Source organism: Paenibacillus paludis (genome assembly GCF_042610515.1).
Classification (GTDB): Bacteria; Bacillota; Bacilli; order Paenibacillales; family Paenibacillaceae; genus Paenibacillus_AQ.
This window is the reverse complement of the sequence record NZ_JBGJZP010000032.1, coordinates 25,793-46,144: the sequence shown is the minus strand read 5'-3', so window position 1 is coordinate 46,144 and position 20,352 is coordinate 25,793. Positions and strand designations below refer to the sequence as shown.

Here is a 20,352-nt window from a genome sequence, read left to right as displayed (position 1 = left end):
GTGGTGTTGTCATGAATTTAGGAGACTTGGTCGTTCGCAAATCTTATGGTGGAGATGTAACTTTCCGGGTGGAGAACATCGTGCAGAGTGGAGCCGTAATCAAAGGCACAGAATTCCGCCTGTTGGCGGATGCCCCCCTGGACGACTTGGTTCAAGTGCCGCCTACCCGTATTACAGAACGGGGACAGCAGGCACAGATCAAAGCGAAGGAATCATTGACAAGGTTGCGTAAGGACCGTCAGGAACAGAGCCAGCGCAGCGGAGAGACTGTTGCGGGAGGCTGGCCGCAATCCCCCAAGGAGGCGGCTTATTTCGAGGTGCCGGGCAAAGTGCTGCATTTGGACGGCGATGCGCTTTATTTGAACAAAAGTCTTAGCTTGTATGAACAGCTGCGGATTCCCGCAGAAGGACATCATGTTCATGAGTCCAAAATGGCAGAGACGTTATACCGGCTTCTGCCCCGTGTGCGTCCGGATATCGTAGTTATTACTGGCCACGACGGGGTGCTGAAACAGCCGCATACTTATGATCTCTACAGTCTCAGCAGCTACAAAAATTCGCAGAACTTTGTGGCAGCTATTGGGGTTGCAAGGGAATATGAACGGAATTTTGATGCCCTGACCATTGTGGCGGGAGCCTGCCAGTCGCATTTTGAGGCACTGCTGGGGGCGGGGGCCAATTTTGCCAGTTCGCCGGGGAGAATCCTGATTCATGCGCTGGATCCCGTCTATATAGCGGCCAAAGCCTCTTTTACCTCGATCCGTGACACAGTGAGTCTAGGCGATGTACTGAATCATACCATCAGCGGCAACCAGGGAATGGGCGGGATAGAGACACGCGGCAGCTTCCGGATCGGAATGCCTCGCCTGCAGAATCTTTCCGCGCTGAAAGTTACCCCGTCGGCGATATAGTATCGCGGCCCCGGAAAGGCCGTACGCAATAATTTTCCAGAATGGCAGGAATAAAAAAAGGAAAGGATAAGCATAACGCTTTTCTTTTCCTTTTTTTGTTGTGGAAGCCGGACAAGCGGTGACAGCCTCCGGTATATTATTACCGATAACAAGGCGCCTCGGTCGGCACTCTTTCGTTCCAAAAAAATTCCGTTGACAACTATTTTGGCATCATCTATAATTATTTATTTGCTTTGACAATGTTTGTGAAAAGTTGTATAATGGACAAGGAAAGAGGTGGTCGTCAGGTAATGGCTAATAACGCGCTGTTGGAAATTAAACGCAGTCTCGAAGCTCACGTCGGTCATAAGATCACGTTGCGTGCAAACGGTGGACGTCGTAAGACCGTTGAACGCACCGGTGTCCTGGAAGAAACGTACCCTTCTGTATTTATTGTCAAACTGGATCAGGAGCAGCAAACCTTCAAGCGTGTCTCCTATAGCTATGCCGATATTCTTACGGAGTCTGTGGAGATCACAGTCTGCGAAGACGATGGGCAAATGCGGATTATGTATATTAAGGCTTAAGAGTTACGGACAGTCTCCTATGGGGGCTGTTTTTTGTTTTTTGAATATAACAACGGTGTGGACGGTTTCTTCGCGGGTTGAATGATCATTGCCCCGGTACAGCATACTAAAGGAGCAATAAGCTTATCATCTACTACCCTAAGGAGGAATTCCGCTAATGAGCCGCAGAAAACGAGGCATGATGTCGGAGGAACTGAAGACGGAATTGGCCAAGGAGCTTGGATTCTACGAAACGGTAGAGCGGGACGGCTGGGGTGGAATCCGGGCCCAGGATGCAGGGAATATGGTGAAGAGGGCCATTCAGCTTGCCGAGCAGGCTGCCCGGAAGTCTTAACCGCTTTTGTGCGGAAAAACGGTCATGAAAAAGGGGATCCGTCCATGCGGCGGTCCCCTTTTCGGCCTGTCCAAACTTTTGATAATGGACTTCGTTACAAGTTTCTCATATAATATGTTAAGTTGTTTTTACGGGAAAAGCTGAAGGTGGGTGAACGCCTTGAAAATGTATGAGAAAGCGCCGGCCAAGATCAATTTGATGCTGGATGTGCTTCACAAGCGGCCTGACGGATTTCACGAAGTGGAAATGATTATGACCATGGTGGATCTGGCGGACCGTTTGGAGCTATCAGAGATGAAGAGAGACTCGATTATTATATCAAGCCAGGCGGGATATATTCCGCTCGACGAGAAGAACCTTGCCTTTCAGGCGGCGAGGCTTATTAAAGACCGTTATAACGTGAAGAGCGGTGTACATATCCATCTGGACAAAAGAATTCCGGTCGCTGCCGGCCTTGCCGGCGGCAGCAGCGATGCCGCAGCTACGCTGCGCGGCCTGAACAGGCTCTGGCGCCTTGGTATCCCGGCGCAGGAGCTGCAGGAACTGGGCGCCGAGCTGGGCTCGGACGTGCCGTTCTGCGTCACAGGAGGCACTGCCCTGGCTACGGGCAGAGGCGAGCGGCTGACTCCGATTGAGAATCCGCCGCAGTGCTGGGTCGTCCTGGCGAAGCCGCCGATTAATGTGTCGACGGCTGAGGTGTATGGACGCGTACGAGCGAGTGACATTGCGGTGCATCCGTCGGCAACGCGGATGCAGGAGGCCATTGCAGCGGGCGACTTCAACGCAGTCTGTGCGGGGCTAGGCAACGTGCTGGAGGATGTGACGCTAAAGCTCCATCCTGAGGTGCAGCAGCTGAAGGAAGCCATGATGAAGCTGGGTGCAGATGGAGTGCTGATGTCCGGCAGCGGACCGACCGTCTTCGGTCTGGTATCCAAGCAGTCGAAGGTAGCCAGAATTTACAATGGACTGCGCGGATTCTGTAAGGAAGTTTACGCGGTACGTTCGCTAAGCTGAAGAGCTTCCAGAGGAACGGCTAGCCCTGTCAAAGGCAGAGCAGCCGTTTCTTCTTGTGTAAATCCGTACAAAAGTGATATTATTTTATAATAATATTCGGTTTTGGCGAGGAGCATTCCGTGAAAAAACTTAAAAGAAGCCAACGTTTGGTAGACATGACCCAATTTTTGCTTGAGAAACCCCATGACCTGCTGTCGCTGTCAACATTTGCAGACCGGTATGGCGCGGCAAAGTCATCCATCAGCGAAGATTTGGCTATTATAAAAGAAGTATTTGAAGGCGAAGGCATGGGTGAGCTGCAGACACTGGCCGGTGCGGCAGGCGGGGTACGTTATATTCCTAGAATGCCAACAGAGATGGCGCTGGCCTTCGTTAACCGTTTGTGCGGACAGCTGGAGCAGAGCGACCGGATTCTGCCCGGCGGTTATTTATATATGTCTGACCTGCTGGGGCTGCCTTCTCTGATGGAACAGGCCGGAAAGATCATTGCAACGGCTTTCTACGGGGTAGAGATTGATGTAGTGATGACCGTGGAAACCAAAGGCATTCCGCTGGCTTATGCCACAGCTGCACAGCTCGGGCTGCCGGTGGTGCTGGTGCGCCGTGACCATCAGGTAACTGAGGGCTCTGCCGTTAGCATCAACTATGTATCGGGCTCGCACAAGAGCATACATACGATGTCGCTGTCGAGAAGGGCGCTGCGTGAGAAGTCGCGGGTGCTGATCGTGGATGATTTCATGAAGGCTGGCGGTACCGTACGCGGTATGGTCGATCTGCTTGGCGAGTTCAATGCCGAAGTGGCCGGTGTAGGTGTACTCGTGGAATCAGGTGCGGTGGAGACGGAAGAGCGTCTGCTGCATGACTATGTATCTCTGGTGAAGCTGAATGAGGTGGATTCCAAGGTGCGGCGGATTTCAGCGTATCCGGGTAATTATTTCTCCTCCTGAGCTGGACAGTCACTTTGCGCTAAAGAACAGTAAAATGTCGAAATCGTAAGGGATTATTAGAAAACCCCGCGAATGGTGTCGAAATCAATGGTTGCGCAAAAATAATCTTCATTATCAGGCATTTTTTGGAATCAAAAAGAAGGAATTCGCTTTGCTGTGTGGAATTATACACCAAGTCTCTGATGGAAAAAGGTGGTGAACACACACATGCAAATTACGGATGTCAGACTCCGCCGCGTCAACTCTGAGGGGAGAATGAAAGCAATCGCATCCATTACAATCGACAACGAGTTTGTTGTTCATGACATTCGAGTCATCGACGGTAATAACGGGATGTTCGTTGCTATGCCCAGCAAGCGTACACCGGACGGCGAATTCCGCGATATCGCACACCCGATTTCTTCGGGAACACGCGAGAAGATTCAATCTGCGGTTCTGGCCGAGTACGATCGCGCCGCTACGGAAGAAGAAGAGGTCATCGAAGAGGGAGCTTAAGCCTTAAGCTGACTCTGATGTCCAGCTGCCCTCCCAGGGCGGCGTAAGGTCAAGCCGTTTTTTAATTGGGGTTCGAAGAAAAGGGAACCATGCTACATGGTTCTCTTTTCTTTTTTCCCGATATGAGATATATTCAGTAGTGAGCTCAAGAAGTGGGAGGTTGGCATTCTTGAAAAGAATGGCTGTTGTACTTGCCGCAGGTCAAGGCAAGCGCATGAAATCTAAATTATATAAAGTGCTGCACCCCGTCTGTGGCAAACCGATGGTAGGGCACGTACTTGATACAGTTAAAGCGACCGGAAGCCAGCGTACCGTCGTTATTGTCGGACATGGCGCAGAGCAAGTAAAAGCCCATATAGGCCAGGATGCGGAATATGTGCTGCAGGAAACCCAACTGGGTACCGGCCACGCCGTCAAACAGGCTAAGGATCTTATCGGCGGCGAGGAAGGCACAACCATCGTGATTTGCGGCGATACACCGCTGGTCATGGCGGAAACGCTGGAAGGGCTTATGGCACTGCACGAAGGGCAGCATGCGGCAGCAACTGTACTGACTGCTGTGATGGATCAGCCTGCAGGCTATGGACGGGTTATCCGCGGGGAAGACGGCGCTGTACTGAAGATTGTGGAACAGAAGGATTGCACCGCTGAGGAAGCAGCTGTAAGCGAAATTAATACAGGTACCTACTGTTTTGATAATGCCAAGCTGTTCGCGGCGCTGGAGAAGGTCACCAACAGCAATAACCAGCAGGAATATTATTTAACCGATGTAATCGGCATACTCCGGGCACAGGGTGATATCGTTCTGGGATATCAGGCTCATGACGCTGCGGAGTCTATCGGCGTTAACGACCGTTTGGCTTTATCCGAAGCGGAAGGTTATATGCGCCAGCGCATCAACCGCCAGCATATGCTGAACGGTGTAACCATCATTGATCCGGTTTCCACCTATATAGGAGCCGATGTCATCATTGGATCAGATACCGTGCTATATCCGGGTACCCAGCTGAAAGGCAAAACCGTCATTGGTGAAGATTGCGTGATCGGGCCTTCCAGTGAAATCGAAGACTGCGTGATTATGGACGGCGCTGAGGTGAAGCATTCCGTACTGAATCAGGCACAAGTCGGCGCACGGACTACCGTTGGGCCTTTTGCCTATTTGCGTCCGGGCACTATACTCGGTGAGGAAGTCAAAATCGGCGATTTCGTGGAAATTAAGAATGCAGTGATCGGCGACGGCTCCAAAGTATCGCATTTGAGCTATGTCGGCGATGCCTCTGTAGGTAAGAATGTAAATGTTGGCTGTGGTGCAATTACTGCCAATTATGACGGATTTAATAAATCCAAGACGACAATTGAAGATGATGCCTTCATCGGCAGCAATGTGAATCTGATTGCACCAGTCACCGTAGGCAAAGGCGCTTTTGTTGTTGCAGGGTCGACAATCACAAGATCTGTTTCGGAGAATGATTTGGCCATTGCCAGAGTAAGACAGGAGAACAAGCCGGGGTATGCCGAGAAGATCCGCTCCCGGGCCAAAGCAAAGAAAGACCAGTCGAGTCAATCGTAAGGGCCACTGCCAAAGCGCCGGATAGAGCTGAGATCTCTTTACCGGCGCTGCTTGGAAGCTAAATTCCGTCACGGAGGGTTTATATTTTATGACTTATTGCGATTCCAAATTAAAGATTTTCACCTGCAACTCCAATCCTAAGCTGGCTAGTCAAATTGCCGATTATATCGGAATTCCGATGGGTGAATCACATACCACAAGCTTCAGCGACGGGGAGATTCAGGTCAAGCTGTCTGAGAGTGTCCGGGGCTGCCATGTCTATATCGTACAGTCGACTTGTGGTCCGGTTAACGACAATTTGATGGAGCTTCTGGTTATGGTAGATGCGCTCAAACGCGCTTCCGCGAAAAGCATCAATGTGGTTATTCCTTATTACGGATACGCTCGTCAAGACCGTAAGGCGCGTTCCCGTGATCCAATTACGGCCAAGCTGGTAGCGAACCTGATCGAAAAAGCAGGAGCTCACCGTGTTATCACGATGGACCTTCATGCGATGCAAATTCAAGGCTTTTTTGATATTCCGGTCGATCATCTGCTGGGTGTTCCGATTCTTGCCCAGTATTTCCGTTCGAAGCAGATCCAGAATCCGGTTGTGGTCTCCCCGGACCATGGCGGTGTTGTGCGGGCTAGAAAGCTTGCCGATTTCCTTAATGCACCTCTGGCGATCATCGACAAACGCCGTCCGGAACCGAATGTCAGCGAAGTCATGAATATTATCGGTAACATCGAAGGTAAAACAGCGATTCTGATCGATGATATTATCGACACTGCCGGAACGATTGTACTGGGAGCCAATGCCTTGATGGAAGGCGGCGTGAAGGAAGTTTATGCTTGCTGTACCCACCCGGTATTGTCCGGACCTGCGCATGAACGTCTGGAAAATTCACCAATCAAAGAAATTATCGTGACGGATACCATTCCAATCCGCAGCAGCAATCCGACCTCGAAGCTCAAAGTGTTGTCCGTGGCTCCACTTATGGGTGAGGCGATTATTCGTGTTCATGAGGAGCTGTCCATCAGCAAATTGTTCGAAATCGAATAGTATTCGGGTAGTGCTCTTGTAGAGATATGACTGCCGTTCCCGCCTGTATTCAAAAAGGGTTACACCTCCGTAACGGAAGATGTAACCCTTGTCGGCGTGATGACCTCCAGCTTTGCTGCGGCATCAATACCCTGGCCGGGAGATAAAGGTGAACAGGCTGCGGTTGTAAAGAGTACCCTGCAGCTCAACAAAGCCTTCATCCGCTGCTGTAACTACACCGATGGCTACGTGCACATTGTCTCTGTAAATTTCGACAGGCACAGCATATTGGATGTGGTACTGGAAATGGCGCTGAAGCGTTAAGATGTCGCCCTGATGTGGCATTGTTCATCACCTGTCTTTGGAGTAAAGTGGCCCTCGGCTGCTCTAGAAGTAAGCCTAATAAAATTTATTGTACCAAAAACGGAACTCTTCTGCTTAAGAGAACCGGATGGAAAGGATAGGCCATCATGAAATGGATTGTTGGACTCGGAAATCCGGGACCGCAGTACGCCAAAACCAGGCATAACGTCGGTTTTATGGCGCTTGACGAGCTAGCGGCCAGAAACGGAATCACCTTTAACCAGAATAAGTGCAAGTCCGTAATCGGTGAGGGCGTCATCGGGGGAGTCAAGACAGTTCTGATCAAACCCATGACCTTTATGAACCTGTCCGGAGAAGCGGTTCGTGCATATATGGAATATTATAAAGTGAATTTAGAGGATATGATTGTTGTCTATGATGATCTTGATACGGAAATCGGCAAAATCCGGCTGCGTTATCAGGGAAGTGCCGGAGGCCATAACGGAATCAAGTCGATCATACAGCATACAGGCACGCAAAGCTTCAACCGTGTGCGGATGGGGATCTCCCGTCCTGAACCGGGCTTTGCTATTGTAGATTATGTGCTTTCTGCCTTTCCCAAGAAAGACGGAGACAGGCTGAAGACCATGATCCTAGATACCTGTGACGCCCTGGAGTTCAGCCTGCAGCATACCTTTGAACAGACCATGGCCAAATTCAATGGCTAACGGCCCGCTCCCGCCCGCATCTTAAGGCTAAATACGGCCGGAGCGGGGCATACTGAAGGGTATATACTACCTTCAGGAGGCATATAGATGGCAATACACTACGTATGCAGGCACTGCCGGACATTTCTGGGAAGCATCAATAGAAGTAATATCACAGAAGCGCAGCTTGGTCTGCATTCTTTGACCCCTGCGGAGCGCAGAGATATCATAGCGTATGATTCAGAAGGTGAGATCACGGTAAAGGTTACTTGCGATTACTGCAAGCAGGCCTTGGAGAACAACCCTGAGCTCAGCCTGCTGGCCAGTCCGCTTCAGTAAGGTGGAAGCGCCTGTCTCTATCGTCATCCGCAAGCCTTGGCCTTATCGCTGAGGCTTGTTTTCGATTCTAATCATAATAGGTGCGGCGGCTTAGGCTGCCGTCAGCCTGTTCAGTAAGAGAGGTGTCCTTTGTTGTTACAAGGTCTTATAGAAGCTTTTTCCAAAGATCCTGATTTTCAGTCTGTCACCCGCGGTGTTGCCGCAGGGATGAAGGAGCAGCTAATATCAGGTTTGTCCGGTTCGGCCAGACAAATTATGCTGGCGGCGCTGCATGAAGAAACCGAACGGCCGCTGCTTATAGTCACCCATAATATGTTCTCGGCCCAGAAGATGGCTGAGGATTTGCAGGAAGCGCTTTCTCCGGATCGCGTGCTGCTTTACCCTGCCAATGAGCTGGTTGCCGCTGAAGCGGCTGTCTCCAGCCCTGAGACGCTTGCTCAGCGGATAGATGTCCTGACCAAATGTGCCCAGGGCTTCCGTGGCGTTGTGGTTGTGCCTTATTCTGGCGTCCGGCGTCTGCTTCCGTCGCCCCATGTGATGGCAGAGGCACAATTAACCGTTTCACAGGATGGAACCCTCTCTCTGGATGATTTTCTGATGTCTATGATTATGATGGGTTATGAACGGGTTGAACGGGTAGAGAACCGTGGTGAGCTTAGTGTGCGGGGGGGCATTGTCGATTTCTATCCAATGACCTCTTCGCTGGCTTACCGGGTAGAGCTGTTTGATGATGAGATCGATTCGATTCGAACCTTTGATCCTGCAGACCAGCGATCCATCGACAAGGTGCGCAGTGTGAAGATCACACCGGCTAAGGAGATCATCGCAGACCAGTCCCGCCAGGATTCGGCAGCCTCTGAAGCGGCTGCGATGCTGGAACGCCAGCTGGAGAAAATGACCGACCGGCAGGCAAAGCTGCGTTTGCGTGAGGAAATGGGCCGGGAGCTGGAGATGCTGCGGCAGGGAACCTATTTCCCTGAAGTCTATAAATATATCAGTCTCTTATATCCTGAACGCTGCCATTTATATGATTATATGGCACAGGACACCCTCCTTATTATGGATGAGCCGGCCAGACTGCTGGAAACGGCGAAACAGCTGGAGCGGGACGAGTCGGAATGGAACCTGCATTTGCTGCAGAACGGCAAAAACCTGCCTGATCTTCATCTTTCCGTAGACAATGAAGCTATCATGTACCGCCGCCCATTCCAGAGCCTGTTCATGTCGATTTTCCTGCGCCAGGTTCCACATATCCAGCCGCAGAACATCCTTGGATTTATCAGCCGCGGCATGCAGGATTTCCACGGCCAGATGAATGTGCTGAAATCGGAGATGGAGCGCTGGCATAAGTCGGGTGTGCAGGTTGTGATGCTGGCGAGCAGCGAGGAGCGGATGGAGCGGGTCCGCCGGGTGCTGTACGATTATGGCATTGAAGAGCCTACTATTGTCCACGGGAATCTGGGCTCCGGTTTTGAGCTGCCTTCCATTCATCTTGCTGTGATCACTGAAGGAGAGATGTTCTCCCAGAAGCAGCGTAAGGCGCGCAAGGTTTCCAAAGGAATTGACAATGCAGAACGGATCAAGAGCTATACCGAGCTTAAAATCGGCGATTACGTGGTACACCAGAATCACGGTATCGGCAAATATATGGGGATTGGTACGCTTGAGGTCAGCGGAATTCACCGGGATTATATGCATATTCTATATGCCGGTGGCGATAAGCTGTCCGTACCGATTGAACAGATAGATCTGATTCAGAAATATGTCGGATCGGAAGATAAAGAACCGAAGGTATACAAGCTTGGCGGAAACGAATGGACGCGAGTCACCAATAAAGTGCGTTCTTCTGTTCAGGATATCGCGGATGATCTGATTAAGCTGTACGCCGAGCGCCAAAGTGCTCTGGGTTATGGTTTTGAGAAGGATACGCAGGAGCAGCGTGAATTCGAGGAAATGTTCCCGTATGACGAAACCCGCGATCAGCTGCGCGCTATCGAAGAGATCAAGAAGGATATGGAGCAGAACCGTCCGATGGACCGGCTGCTATGCGGAGACGTAGGCTATGGCAAGACGGAAGTGGCGATCCGGGCAGCTTTCAAATCAGCGATTGAAGGCAAGCAGGTTGCCGTGCTGGTGCCGACCACAATCCTCGCACAGCAGCATTATGAAACCTTCCGTGAGCGGTTTGCCAATTATCCGCTGAACATTCAGGTACTGAGCCGCTTCCGCAGCCGTAAAGAGCAGAACGAGACCATTAAGGGTGTCCGGCAGGGAACGGTAGATGTAGTAATCGGCACACACAGACTGTTGTCGCAGGATATGGTCTTTAAGGATCTCGGTCTTTTAATTGTTGATGAAGAGCAGCGCTTTGGTGTAACCCATAAAGAAAAACTCAAGAAGCTCAAGACCAATGTCGATGTGCTTACCTTGACTGCAACGCCTATTCCACGGACCTTGCATATGTCGATGCTTGGCGTGCGGGATTTGTCAGTCATTGAGACACCACCGGAGAACCGCTTTCCCGTGCAGACGTATGTGGTTGAACATAGTCAGACGCTTACCCGGGAAGCGGTGGAACGTGAGCTGGCCCGTGGAGGACAGGTCTATTATCTCTACAACCGCGTTCAAGGTATTCAGGAAATGGCCGCACAAATCTCCATGCTTGTTCCGGAAGCAAGGGTCGGCATTGGCCATGGCCAAATGTCGGAGTCGGAGCTGGAGAAGACCATACTCGACTTCCTTGACGGAGAATACGATGTGCTGGTGAGCACAAGTATCATTGAGACTGGAGTGGATATTCCGAACGTCAATACGCTTATTGTCCATGATGCCGACAAAATGGGGCTATCGCAGCTCTATCAGCTGCGTGGACGTGTAGGACGCTCCAACCGGATTGCCTATGCCTATTTCACGTACCAGCGGGACAAGGTGCTGACTGAGGTCGCGGAGAAGCGCCTGCAATCTATCAAGGAATTTACGGAGCTTGGCTCCGGCTTCAAAATTGCCATGCGCGACCTTTCCATTCGCGGAGCGGGCAATCTGCTTGGTGCGGAGCAGCACGGGTTTATCGCTTCCGTCGGTTTCGATCTGTATTCGCAAATGCTGGCGGAAGAAATCCGCAAGCGTAAGGTTACTGTACTGGGAGAAGAGGATACTTCGCTGAAGCAGGGCAATACGGTCATTGATTTGTCCATTGATGCGTATCTTCCATCCGAGTATATTTACGACAGCATCCAGAAGATCGAAATTTATAAGAAGGTTGCGGCGGTTTCCACTTTTGAGGACGCTGGGGAACTGGAGGATGAGCTGCTTGACCGCTTCGGAGAATTGCCGGAGGCCGTAGTCAATCTGCTGTCCGTAGCCCGGCTCAAGGTATATGGAAAGCTCTATGGATTGGAATCGATGATCCGTCGTGGCGACGATGTTTCGTTGAACTTCCATGAAGGCAGCACCGGGGCCTTTGATACGGCCAAGCTTGCCAAAGTTGGAAATAGCTTCGAAAGACGTGTACAATTTGATAGGGATGCTAAAGCCAGTATCCGCATCAAGTCGAAGGATCTTGACGATAAGGCGCTGCTTGATCTGTTGGAGCAGTTTCTGGCTGCGGCTAAACAGTCTCTAAAATTGAAGGGAGAACTACATGATGTCGTTAAATAAAAAAAAATCCTGGAAAGTGCTGCTGGTCTCACTGGCAGCGGCTCTTTCCTTCTCTATGCTTTCTGCTTGCAGCAGCAACAACAATAATAAAAATAATAATGCAGCTGATGATAGCAGCACAGCGTACGCTACCTACAAAGGGGGAACCATTACTGAGAAGGAATTCTATTTAGACACCCGTGTCATGAAATTCCTCTCCCCGCAGCAGGCCCAGTACCTGGAGATTGATACCTTCAAGGAATCCATTCTGAACCAGGAAGTGGCCTTTGAGCATCTGGCCGGCAAGGCAACAGATGAGGCTAAGAAGCAGGCCGAGAAGGAAGCCGATGTGCAATTAGCTGATCTTAAGAGCCGTTTGGGTGACACCTATGATAGCTTACTGAAGGAGCAGAGTCTAAAGGAAGACGATGTGCGGACTTATATGGTGCGTGTGCTTACGGTTTATCAGGATATGCTGCTCAAAGTAACCGATGACCAAGTAAAGAAGGAATTTGAACTAATCAAAGGCGATTTCACTGTAGCTACTCTGCGTCAGGTGTTGATCGGACTGACTGACGCCAACAAAAAGGAGCGTACCGAGGAAGACGCACTTAAGCTGGCTAAGGAGGTAAAGGCTAAGCTTGACGGTGGAGCGGACTTTGCGGAAATCGCCAAGCAATACACCGACGATACCGCGTCCAAGGAAGCTGGCGGCCAGCTGAAAGAAGTATTGCTGGGCAATTATTTGGAGGAGTTCAAGGCAGCAGCCCAGACACTGCCGTTGAATACAATCAGTGATCCAGTACTAACAAAAGTGGGTTATTACATCATTAAGGTGGAGAGCCGCACAGAAGCAACCTTTGAGAAGCTGACCGATGAACAGAAGGAAGCAATCAAAAGCTCGCTGGCTTCGCAAAGCCTGGAGTCCTACCTCGAAAATAATCTGAAAGACCTGGAAATTAAAATCAATCTGCCGAAAAGCTCCGCTGCTGCCGCTGAGTCCGGAACAAACAGCGGAACTAAAGCTACAGAAGCTCCAAGTGCCTCACCAGCGGCTACAAAAGAAGCCAAATAAACCATTTGCACGGACAAGCCATCCTGACGCTTCAAAGCGAGGGATGGCTTTATTTTGTAAATTATAATGTATAATTATGTTAAAAATAGCGCATAACGGGGAGGGGTGCGCTGGAAGTCTGCGGATTAAGGATATTTAATGTTATACCTTCCAGAGGATGTATAAGGAACTGGGAAGAGATGAATACTATGGTCAGATATTACGATAAATCACTGGGATTATCCATTCCCATAATGGACAGTAGTTGGACCATACTTCTTAAGAAAGCGGGGCAACATGTGAAATGAAAGCTACTGGAATTGTACGCCGTATTGATGACCTCGGTCGAGTTGTTATCCCTAAAGAGATCAGACGCACACTACGTATTCGTGAAGGGGATCCGTTGGAAATTTTCGTCGATCGCGACGGTGAAGTCATACTGAAGAAGTATTCCCCGATTGGTGAGCTGGGTGATTTCGCCAAGGAATATGCAGAGTCGCTTTATGAAGGCACAGGGCATATTACAATGATTACTGACAGGGACACTTTTATCGCCCTTGCCGGAGGCTCCAAAAAGGATTATCTCGAGAAACAGGTGGGTGTGCTCCTGGAGAAGGTAATGGACAGCCGCAAGACCGTGCTCGAAACGAATGCAGGCAGCTATGACATCGGTAAAGATCATGCAGAATTAATATCGAGCTATGTAGCCGCTCCCATCATCTCCGGCGGGGACCCCATCGGTTGTGTAGTGCTTCTGAACAAGGATGATTCGGTAAAAATGGCGCAAATGGAAATCAAAATGGCCGAAACGGCAGCCGCTTTTTTGGGCAAGCAGATGGAGCAGTAACAGCTTTGATACTATGGACCCCGCTTTCCTTTTGGTATGATACAAAGGGAGGGCGGGGTTTTAGCGTTCCATTTTGGAAAAGATAAGAAGATGCGGATTGCAGAAAAATGCAGCCGTACGTGTAAATGCAAGCAAAACCGTTTCTACTTACGCGCCTCCATGCGTTATAATATAGAAATTCATCCCATTATGGCAGTTATCGCTGTAGAAGCAGGTACTTTTATGAAATCTGGTACACAAGGCTCTAAATTACTGCAAGGCGCATTTATTCTCAGCGCAGCAGCCATTCTCTCCAAACTGATTGGTACGCTGCAGAAAATTCCGCTGCAAAATCTGGGTGGAGACGCCGTGTTCGGTATATACAACACGGTTAATCCCCTGTACACGATGCTTATAACGATAGCGATGCTGGGTTTGCCGTCTGCAATCGCCAGATTCGTGGCCGAGTCCTCGGCCGACAGAGATGAAAGCGAAGGCCGGAGGGTTCTGCTGCTGTCAGCGGCCATTACAGTCATCAGCGGCCTTGTGATTGGGGCCCTTGCCTATCTTGGGGCTCCGGTTATCGCCGGGTGGGTCGGCAACTCCCATGTGATTCCCGCGCTGCGCTGCAGCGCATTAGGGCTTGCTGTTGTTCCGCTTATGGCCGCATTGCGCGGTTATTTTCAGGGACTGCATAATATGGTCCCTACCGCGGTGTCGCAGGTTGTCGAGCAGTCGGTGCGGGTAGCCGTCATGATCGCACTGCTGCTGTATCTGACCGGGAAGGGAGCAGACGCGGCCACCATCGCGGCGGGTGCGCTGATTGGTTCGGCTGGCGGCGGAGCGGCCGGTCTGATTGTCATGCTGCTGTATTGGCAGAATTACCGCCGCCGTGTGAGCGTAGCGCAGCAGTCGGCTGAGCTGGCGATATCAGCTGCCTCCGAAACCGCCTGGACCCGGAGTTCTGCTGCGGACACTGTCCGGGAGCAGACAGGAGCCAAGGCCCGCAAGCTGCTGGGCTATGGCATTCCAGTCATGCTCGGAACGCTGGCTATACCGCTTATCGGGCTGGTCGATGTATTTACCGTCCCCCGGTTGCTGTCGTCAACTGTCAGCGAAGCGGCGGCGATGGCGCAGTTCGGCATCTACAATCGCGGCCTGCCGCTTGTTCAGATGGTAACAATGCTGGCCACTTCGTTATCAGTGGTCTTCATCCCGGCACTCGCGGAGGCGAAGCACCGCGGAGATCTCGGGCTGATCCAGACCCGCTGCAGCCTGTCGCTGCGCTGGTTCTGGCTGCTGGGCCTGGCCGCTTCGGTTGGCCTGGCCGTCCTTGCAGAGCCGGTCAATGTGGCTCTGTACGGTGATGCTGCCGGCAGCGGCACGATGACCTGGCTGGCCTTTACCGCCGCTGGCGGTACGGTCAGCATCATCTCCGCCGCGCTGCTGCAGGGCCTGGGCGCCGTGCGCGCGCCGGCGGTACATCTCTTGGCGGCCGCGGTGCTCAAGGCGGCCCTTAACCTGCTGCTGATTCCGCAGCAGGGCATTACCGGCGCAGCCATCGCCAGCGTGGCCGCGCATCTCTTCGCAGCAGCGCTGAATGTGCTGCTGCTGCACCGTATGGGCCATCTGCGGCTGCGCTTCGCAGATGCCCTGGTGAAGCCCGCGCTGCTGCTCGCGGGCCTTGGCCTGGCCGCCGCAGCTGTAAGCCTCGGCGTTGGCAGTGCGGCCGCAGCCGCCGGCTTCGGCGGCGGGCGAACCGCAGCCCTGGCGCAGAGCCTGCTCGGCGTGCTGGCAGGCTGCGCCGTCTTCGCCGCCGGCGCTGTTGCCCTGCGGCTGCTCAGCGAAAGCGAGCTGCGCCAGCTTCCGGGCTTTGGCCCGCGGCTTGCGGACAAGCTGAAGAAGCTGCGCCTGTTCCCTTAAGGCGCAGCTAGGTGTTCCAACCGTTATCTCTTAAGCATGAGATTACTATATTGCAGTACATACAAAGCTGCCTTAGCCACAGCGGCAAGGCAGTGCAGAAGGAGTGGAGACAGGTATGAGCGCAACATTAACCGTGGTTGGCCTCGGTTCCGGCAATCCCGACCGGCTGACCCTGGGCATTATCAAGAAGCTGCAATCCGCATCCGCCGTTTATGTCCGGACCGCAGAGCATCCGGTGATGGCGGCTTTAACAGAGCTTGAAATAGCTTCCCAGTCCTTTGACGGGCTGTATGAATCGCTGTCCTCGTTTCCTGAGGTGTATGAAGCCATTACGGCGAAATTAATCGAGGAAGCGCGTTCCGCACCGCAGGGTACGGAAATTGTCTATGCCGTCCCGGGGCATCCCATGGTTGCAGAATCGGCGGTATCCCTGCTGCGGGAGCGCTGCCCGGGCGCGGGAGTAGAACTGCACATTCTCGGCGGGGAGAGCTTTCTCGATGAGGCATTTGTACGGCTTGGCTTCGACCCGATTGAAGGGTTTCAGCTTCTGGATGCTTCCGGTATCCGCAGTTCCCAGCTTCAGCCGGAGCTGCATACGCTGATCGGCCAGGTCTACGACAGCTTCACGGCTTCCGAAACCAAGCTCTGTCTGATGGATTGTTATCCGCCGGAGTATGAGGTAATCGTAGGGCATGCTCTTGGAGTGGATAAGGAAGAACGTATTCTCCGGGTACCGCTGTATGAGCTGGACCGTCTGGAAGGGTACGGCAATCTCTCGCTGATTTATGTTCCGGCAAACTGCGCGGAAAGTGCACGAAAACGCACATTTGCCCGCTTGCATGAAATTGTCGATACGTTGCGCAGTCCGGAAGGGTGTCCATGGGACCGGGAGCAGACGCATGAATCACTGCGCAAAAATCTGATTGAGGAAACCTATGAGGTTCTGGAAACAATCGATGAGGATGATCCGGACCATATGAAGGAAGAGCTGGGCGACCTGCTGCTGCAGATCATGCTTCATTCCCAGATGGAGGAGGAGCAGGGCACCTTTAATGTCTATGATGTCATTGAAGGATTGAATGACAAGCTGATCTTCCGCCATCCGCATGTCTTCGGCGATAAGAATGCTGCAGATGCCGAGGAAGCGCTCCAGAACTGGGAGGGCATGAAGGCTGAGGAAAAACGGCTTAAGGGTGTAAAACCGGAAGCAGAATCCGCGCTGAGCGGTGTTCCCCGTGATTTGCCTGCGCTGATGAAGGCCTACAAACTGCAGAAAAAGGCCTCCAAAGTAGGATTCGATTGGGACAACGTTGGCGATGTGCTGGCTAAAATCCGCGAAGAGATTGATGAGCTTCAGGAGGCTATCGAATCCGGCGCACCGGCGGAGGAGCAAATGCTGGAGCTGGGGGATCTGCTGTTCGCCGCGACCAATGCCGCACGCTTCATCGGAGCGGATCCTGAAGAGGCGTTGACCCGCACCAACCGCAAGTTTGTATCTAGATTCCAATATATTGAGGAGCAGCTGCTAAGCCGGAATACCCGTCTATTGGACAGTAGTCTAGAAGAGATGGAAGCGTTGTGGCAGGAGGCTAAGATCAAGGAGCGAAAACAATAGATTCTGAGCATCCTCTAATATAGGATAGGCGCTTTCTCCGCCTTTTGCAGTATAGGGGCCGTAAGAAGAGGCAATGATGTGAATGGGGCTTAACTCTCTGGTTTGGAATGCTGTGAGAGGTTTATAATGTAATAGTGCCTGAGCCTGGACTGCTCTCTTAATTTTTTTAAAATCGAGTGTTTGCGGCAGGAATTTCGGGCGGCATCCAGAATATCTTAAAGACGAAATGACGATTTGCGGCATATCTTAGCAGCTTATCGCGTTTCATTTATTTTTTTGTATCCTAGGAGGAACTTCAAATTATGAACAAGACAGATTTGGTAAACAACATTTCCGAAAAAAGCGGATTGGCAAAGAAAGATGTAGAAACCGTATTGAACGGCGTGCTGGGCGAAATTACAGATGCTCTGTCCAAAGGCGATAAGGTCCAATTGATCGGCTTCGGTACTTTCGAAACCCGCAAACGTTCCGGCCGCACCGGCCGCAACCCGCAATCGGGCACACCTATTGAAATTCCTGAATCCACTGTACCGGCCTTCAAGGCTGGCAACAAGCTTAAAGAAGCCGTCAACTAATGCGCCTGGACAAATTCCTGAAGGTATCCCGTTTGATTAAGCGCCGCACTGTGGCTAAAGATGTGTCCGAACAGGGCCGGGTGCTGATTAACGGGAAGGAATCGAAACCGAGCAGTACGGTAAAGATCGGCGACGAGATTACAGTGCAATTCGGTCAAAAGCTAGTAACGGTCAAAGTGGAGAAACTGGTGGAAACGACCCGCAAGGACGAGGCCGCCGGTATGTATACGCTGCTCCGTGAAGAGCCTGTTGCCAAAAGCAGCGGTCTCGACTGGTAAAAGCGCTGTAAGGATAAGCAGATCACAAGTAAGAGGGTGTTCCTGATGCCAGAAATGGCCGGAACACCCTCTTTGTTTTTAATAATAATAGAACTCCGTTGGCTTCTTGCATGAGCTCTATTGGTCTTTTGAAATTCTAAAAGCCTCTGTTCTATAACCTCTCCTTCCACCATAGATTAGAAACAAGAAGGAGGGGTACATGCTATGATCGAGCCAGTCAAAGTCAATAAACAGCACGATCTGCACATGCGCAGTCGCAAGCAATTGGAGATAACAGGCGTGCAGAATGTGGAGAGCTTCGACAGCGAGGAGTTTCTGCTACGCACGGAACTTGGCCATCTCACCATTCGCGGAAATCATTTACATATCAAGAATCTAAGTCTGGAGAATGGGCTTTTGTCTCTGGAGGGCAATGTCCATTCCCTGATTTACCTTGATCCCGGAGCGCAGAGTAAAAACAAAGGCATCCTCGGCAAACTGTTTAAATGAATCCCGCGATTCAGTGGATCACCCTGCTTTACATGATGCTGGCCGGCACAGCCATGGGACTGGCCTATGACAGCTACCGGGTGCTGTCGCTGAAATTAAGCTTTCCCAAATGGCTGAATGCGCTGCTGGATCTGCTGTATTGGATGTGGGCGGCACTCCTCGTCTTCCGGATGCTTTATGCCGGAAATCAGGGACAATTGAGGTTTTATGTCTTTCTTGGCCTCTTTCTAGGCGTATGGATTTATTTTTTACTCTTCAGTGTTACGGTGCGGCATTTTGTGGTAATGTTAATTCAGTCGATTCAGTATACGTGCAGGCTGCTATGGAGAGCTGTAGAAATCGTAATAGGCATGCCGCTTCGCTGGCTTTGGCGCCTCCTGAGGGGGACGCTGCTGCTCTTGGGCCGGATCCTGTTATTTATCCTGAAGCTGCTGCTGCGTCTAACGAAGCCAATTTGGGTACTTCCAGTAAGATGGATCTCTCCGCCATTGTCCCGGCTCTATCACAGTGCCTGGATGGTGAGATTGTCTGAGTGGTTGACCGCATGGTGGAAACGCTGAGATTGAACTGGGGGTAGGCTGCATGAACAGATTTTCTGCAGAAGAGAAGAGTAGCAATAACAAAGGCTTGGCTGCAGGCACGAAGAGAAGAAGATTCCTATGGGCGGTCATGGTTACAGTTTTTTTGGGCTGGGCCGGTTATATTTTCTTTGCCCAGAGTGCGGCAATTGCGGACAAGAGTGAACAGCTGGCCAAGAAGCAGGCGAGCAGCGAGGGAGTTACGGCTTCCCTCAATCAACTGAAATACGAAGTGTCGCGACTTAACGACGACGAGTATATCGGCCAATTGGCGCGTAAATGGTACAATATGTATCCGTTAGGGGAACAGCCTATTCGTCCCGAGCAATCAGGGCAATAAAGCAGGCCAAAAGAGGCTTTCGCTGTGTTGCCTTGCTTTGCTCTTTACTGTATAATCAAATCACCGCAGACTGGATGGACTTTATATTCGTCTGTATATTTTTAAGGGAGGATCATTTTATTCTATGGCAATTGAAGTGGGCACCAAGTTAGAAGGCAAGGTGACAGGCATCACGCATTTCGGAGCATTTGTGGATCTGTCAGGAGGTGTCACAGGTCTCGTTCACATTTCGGAAATCGCCGATAACTATGTCAAGGATGTTAACGATCATTTAAAGATTGGTGATGTAGTAACTGTCAAGGTGATCAACGTTGACAAGGACGGCAAGATCGGGCTTTCCATCAAGCAGGCTGTAGATAAGCCGGCATCGGAAGTACGTCCCCCTAGAGCTCCAAGACCAGAACGTCCAAGCGGTGGAGACCGTTTCGGCGGCGGTGGCGGCAGTGGTGGTGGCGGCGGCGGCGGTGGTGGTGGTTTCAATCGTGAACGGGGAGGGCGTCCATTCAAGCCTGCAGCCGGTAAACCTTCATTCGAGGATAAAATGTCACGCTTCCTGAAAGACAGCGAAGAACGGATATCTTCGATCAAGAAGAACACAGAAGGAAAGCGCGGAGGCCGTGGAGCCAAACGCGTATAATCTACTTGCACATCATAAATAACCGCAGGGGCTTTCGCCCTTGCGGTTTTTTTGTCGGTGCCCGGCAAATTGCCGACAGCATCTATCTCATTCTCACATAACACCAGAGCAATCGCTGACGAAAATCTGCCGCTGGCCTCTGCACAGTTTTGCGGCAATCCGCTGGTCGAGTCTATCAATCCAATGCCCCGCAT

At 51.4% G+C, this 20,352-nt stretch carries 22 protein-coding genes; 21 read left to right on the top strand and 1 reads right to left on the bottom strand.

The genetic code is table 11. The features are described 5' to 3' along the window. Positions 1-11: 11 nt before the first annotated feature. The 8 genes from yabG to ACAN56_RS33555 all read left to right on the top strand — a co-directional run bounded on the left by yabG (position 12) and on the right by ACAN56_RS33555 (position 6,879). Positions 12-911, top strand: a complete 900-nt coding sequence (gene yabG, locus ACAN56_RS33590) for a sporulation peptidase YabG (protein ID WP_038584361.1) — start codon at positions 12-14, stop codon at positions 909-911. Between the two features lie 290 nt (positions 912-1,201). After that, positions 1,202-1,477, top strand: a complete 276-nt coding sequence (gene veg, locus ACAN56_RS33585) for a biofilm formation stimulator Veg (RefSeq protein ID WP_019914493.1) — start codon at positions 1,202-1,204, stop codon at positions 1,475-1,477. 157 nt (positions 1,478-1,634) lie between these two features. After that, positions 1,635-1,811, top strand: a complete 177-nt coding sequence (locus ACAN56_RS33580) for a small, acid-soluble spore protein, alpha/beta type (RefSeq protein WP_019914492.1) — start codon at positions 1,635-1,637, stop codon at positions 1,809-1,811. Positions 1,812-1,970: 159 nt separating this feature from the next. Beyond that, the gene (gene ispE / locus ACAN56_RS33575) at positions 1,971-2,825 is read left to right on the top strand and encodes a 4-(cytidine 5'-diphospho)-2-C-methyl-D-erythritol kinase (protein WP_379148225.1); all 855 of its coding nucleotides are present in this window, start codon (positions 1,971-1,973) and stop codon (positions 2,823-2,825) included. A gap of 119 nt (positions 2,826-2,944) precedes the next feature. After that, a complete protein-coding gene (gene purR, locus ACAN56_RS33570; RefSeq protein WP_038584367.1) occupies positions 2,945-3,772 on the top strand; it encodes a pur operon repressor in 828 nt (275 codons plus the stop codon). Positions 3,773-3,979: 207 nt separating this feature from the next. Further along, positions 3,980-4,267, top strand: a complete 288-nt coding sequence (spoVG, locus tag ACAN56_RS33565) for a septation regulator SpoVG (RefSeq protein WP_020425826.1) — start codon at positions 3,980-3,982, stop codon at positions 4,265-4,267. Between the two features lie 169 nt (positions 4,268-4,436). Further along, on the top strand, positions 4,437-5,837 hold the full coding sequence (glmU, locus tag ACAN56_RS33560; RefSeq protein ID WP_379148219.1) for a bifunctional UDP-N-acetylglucosamine diphosphorylase/glucosamine-1-phosphate N-acetyltransferase GlmU: 1,401 nt from the start codon (positions 4,437-4,439) through the stop codon (positions 5,835-5,837). 88 nt (positions 5,838-5,925) lie between these two features. After that, positions 5,926-6,879: a ribose-phosphate diphosphokinase gene (locus tag ACAN56_RS33555; protein WP_019914487.1), complete on the top strand. Its 954-nt coding sequence runs from the start codon at positions 5,926-5,928 to the stop codon at positions 6,877-6,879. Between the two features lie 123 nt (positions 6,880-7,002). Here ACAN56_RS33555 and ACAN56_RS33550 read toward each other — a convergent pair whose 3' ends face one another. Continuing rightward, entirely contained in the window at positions 7,003-7,203 is a 201-nt protein-coding gene (locus ACAN56_RS33550; protein ID WP_038584374.1) for a hypothetical protein, read from the bottom strand. A gap of 125 nt (positions 7,204-7,328) precedes the next feature. Here ACAN56_RS33550 and pth point away from each other — a divergent pair, with 125 nt between their 5' ends. From pth to ACAN56_RS33485, 13 genes are all read left to right on the top strand, one after another. Further along, positions 7,329-7,889, top strand: a complete 561-nt coding sequence (gene pth / locus ACAN56_RS33545; protein WP_076113632.1) for an aminoacyl-tRNA hydrolase — start codon at positions 7,329-7,331, stop codon at positions 7,887-7,889. 87 nt (positions 7,890-7,976) lie between these two features. Then, positions 7,977-8,207, top strand: coding sequence for an anti-sigma-F factor Fin (gene fin / locus ACAN56_RS33540; RefSeq protein ID WP_038584380.1), 231 nt, complete (start codon positions 7,977-7,979; stop codon positions 8,205-8,207). A 132-nt stretch (positions 8,208-8,339) separates the two neighbouring features. Continuing rightward, complete coding sequence (gene mfd / locus ACAN56_RS33535) at positions 8,340-11,864, top strand: transcription-repair coupling factor (RefSeq protein WP_038598275.1); 3,525 nt, start codon at positions 8,340-8,342, stop codon at positions 11,862-11,864. Further along, positions 11,848-12,918, top strand: coding sequence for a peptidylprolyl isomerase (locus ACAN56_RS33530; RefSeq protein WP_379148212.1), 1,071 nt, complete (start codon positions 11,848-11,850; stop codon positions 12,916-12,918). The genes mfd and ACAN56_RS33530 overlap by 17 nt, the downstream gene beginning before the upstream one ends. 283 nt (positions 12,919-13,201) lie before the next feature. After that, complete coding sequence (gene spoVT / locus ACAN56_RS33525) at positions 13,202-13,744, top strand: stage V sporulation protein T (RefSeq protein WP_038584386.1); 543 nt, start codon at positions 13,202-13,204, stop codon at positions 13,742-13,744. 222 nt (positions 13,745-13,966) lie between these two features. Further along, entirely contained in the window at positions 13,967-15,646 is a 1,680-nt protein-coding gene (locus ACAN56_RS33520) for a putative polysaccharide biosynthesis protein (RefSeq protein ID WP_379148208.1), read from the top strand. A gap of 115 nt (positions 15,647-15,761) precedes the next feature. Beyond that, positions 15,762-17,261, top strand: coding sequence for a bifunctional methyltransferase/pyrophosphohydrolase YabN (yabN, locus tag ACAN56_RS33515; protein ID WP_379148205.1), 1,500 nt, complete (start codon positions 15,762-15,764; stop codon positions 17,259-17,261). A 302-nt stretch (positions 17,262-17,563) separates the two neighbouring features. After that, a complete protein-coding gene (locus ACAN56_RS33510) occupies positions 17,564-17,836 on the top strand; it encodes an HU family DNA-binding protein (protein ID WP_038584392.1) in 273 nt (90 codons plus the stop codon). Further along, positions 17,836-18,114 carry an RNA-binding S4 domain-containing protein gene (locus ACAN56_RS33505; protein WP_038584395.1) on the top strand — a complete coding sequence of 93 codons (279 nt, stop codon included), beginning with the start codon at positions 17,836-17,838 and terminating at the stop codon, positions 18,112-18,114. Before ACAN56_RS33510 ends, ACAN56_RS33505 begins: the two co-directional genes overlap by 1 nt. A 204-nt stretch (positions 18,115-18,318) precedes the next feature. After that, entirely contained in the window at positions 18,319-18,603 is a 285-nt protein-coding gene (yabP, locus tag ACAN56_RS33500) for a sporulation protein YabP (protein WP_038584398.1), read from the top strand. Beyond that, a complete protein-coding gene (gene yabQ, locus ACAN56_RS33495) occupies positions 18,600-19,163 on the top strand; it encodes a spore cortex biosynthesis protein YabQ (RefSeq protein ID WP_038584400.1) in 564 nt (187 codons plus the stop codon). The genes yabP and yabQ overlap by 4 nt, the downstream gene beginning before the upstream one ends. A 22-nt stretch (positions 19,164-19,185) precedes the next feature. Further along, on the top strand, positions 19,186-19,521 hold the full coding sequence (locus tag ACAN56_RS33490) for an FtsB family cell division protein (protein WP_379148200.1): 336 nt from the start codon (positions 19,186-19,188) through the stop codon (positions 19,519-19,521). Between the two features lie 124 nt (positions 19,522-19,645). Next, positions 19,646-20,158 (top strand): S1 domain-containing RNA-binding protein, encoded by a 513-nt coding sequence (locus tag ACAN56_RS33485; RefSeq protein WP_038584404.1) that lies wholly within the window; start codon positions 19,646-19,648, stop codon positions 20,156-20,158. Positions 20,159-20,352 lie beyond the last annotated feature (194 nt).

Bases quoted from the DNA above. Each gene is read 5' to 3' on its own strand.
- yabG (WP_038584361.1), top strand. From the start codon at position 12: ATGAATTTAGGAGACTTGGTCGTTCGCAAATCTTATGGTGGAGATGTA.
- veg (WP_019914493.1), top strand. From the start codon at position 1,202: ATGGCTAATAACGCGCTGTTGGAAATTAAACGCAGTCTCGAAGCTCAC.
- ACAN56_RS33580 (WP_019914492.1), top strand. From the start codon at position 1,635: ATGAGCCGCAGAAAACGAGGCATGATGTCGGAGGAACTGAAGACGGAA.
- spoVG (WP_020425826.1), top strand. From the start codon at position 3,980: ATGCAAATTACGGATGTCAGACTCCGCCGCGTCAACTCTGAGGGGAGA.
- ACAN56_RS33555 (WP_019914487.1), top strand. From the start codon at position 5,926: ATGACTTATTGCGATTCCAAATTAAAGATTTTCACCTGCAACTCCAAT.
- ACAN56_RS33550 (WP_038584374.1), bottom strand. From the start codon at position 7,203: ATGCCACATCAGGGCGACATCTTAACGCTTCAGCGCCATTTCCAGTAC.
- pth (WP_076113632.1), top strand. From the start codon at position 7,329: ATGAAATGGATTGTTGGACTCGGAAATCCGGGACCGCAGTACGCCAAA.
- fin (WP_038584380.1), top strand. From the start codon at position 7,977: ATGGCAATACACTACGTATGCAGGCACTGCCGGACATTTCTGGGAAGC.
- ACAN56_RS33530 (WP_379148212.1), top strand. From the start codon at position 11,848: ATGATGTCGTTAAATAAAAAAAAATCCTGGAAAGTGCTGCTGGTCTCA.
- spoVT (WP_038584386.1), top strand. From the start codon at position 13,202: ATGAAAGCTACTGGAATTGTACGCCGTATTGATGACCTCGGTCGAGTT.
- ACAN56_RS33520 (WP_379148208.1), top strand. From the start codon at position 13,967: ATGAAATCTGGTACACAAGGCTCTAAATTACTGCAAGGCGCATTTATT.
- yabN (WP_379148205.1), top strand. From the start codon at position 15,762: ATGAGCGCAACATTAACCGTGGTTGGCCTCGGTTCCGGCAATCCCGAC.
- ACAN56_RS33510 (WP_038584392.1), top strand. From the start codon at position 17,564: ATGAACAAGACAGATTTGGTAAACAACATTTCCGAAAAAAGCGGATTG.
- ACAN56_RS33505 (WP_038584395.1), top strand. From the start codon at position 17,836: ATGCGCCTGGACAAATTCCTGAAGGTATCCCGTTTGATTAAGCGCCGC.
- yabP (WP_038584398.1), top strand. From the start codon at position 18,319: ATGATCGAGCCAGTCAAAGTCAATAAACAGCACGATCTGCACATGCGC.
- yabQ (WP_038584400.1), top strand. From the start codon at position 18,600: ATGAATCCCGCGATTCAGTGGATCACCCTGCTTTACATGATGCTGGCC.
- ACAN56_RS33490 (WP_379148200.1), top strand. From the start codon at position 19,186: ATGAACAGATTTTCTGCAGAAGAGAAGAGTAGCAATAACAAAGGCTTG.
- ACAN56_RS33485 (WP_038584404.1), top strand. From the start codon at position 19,646: ATGGCAATTGAAGTGGGCACCAAGTTAGAAGGCAAGGTGACAGGCATC.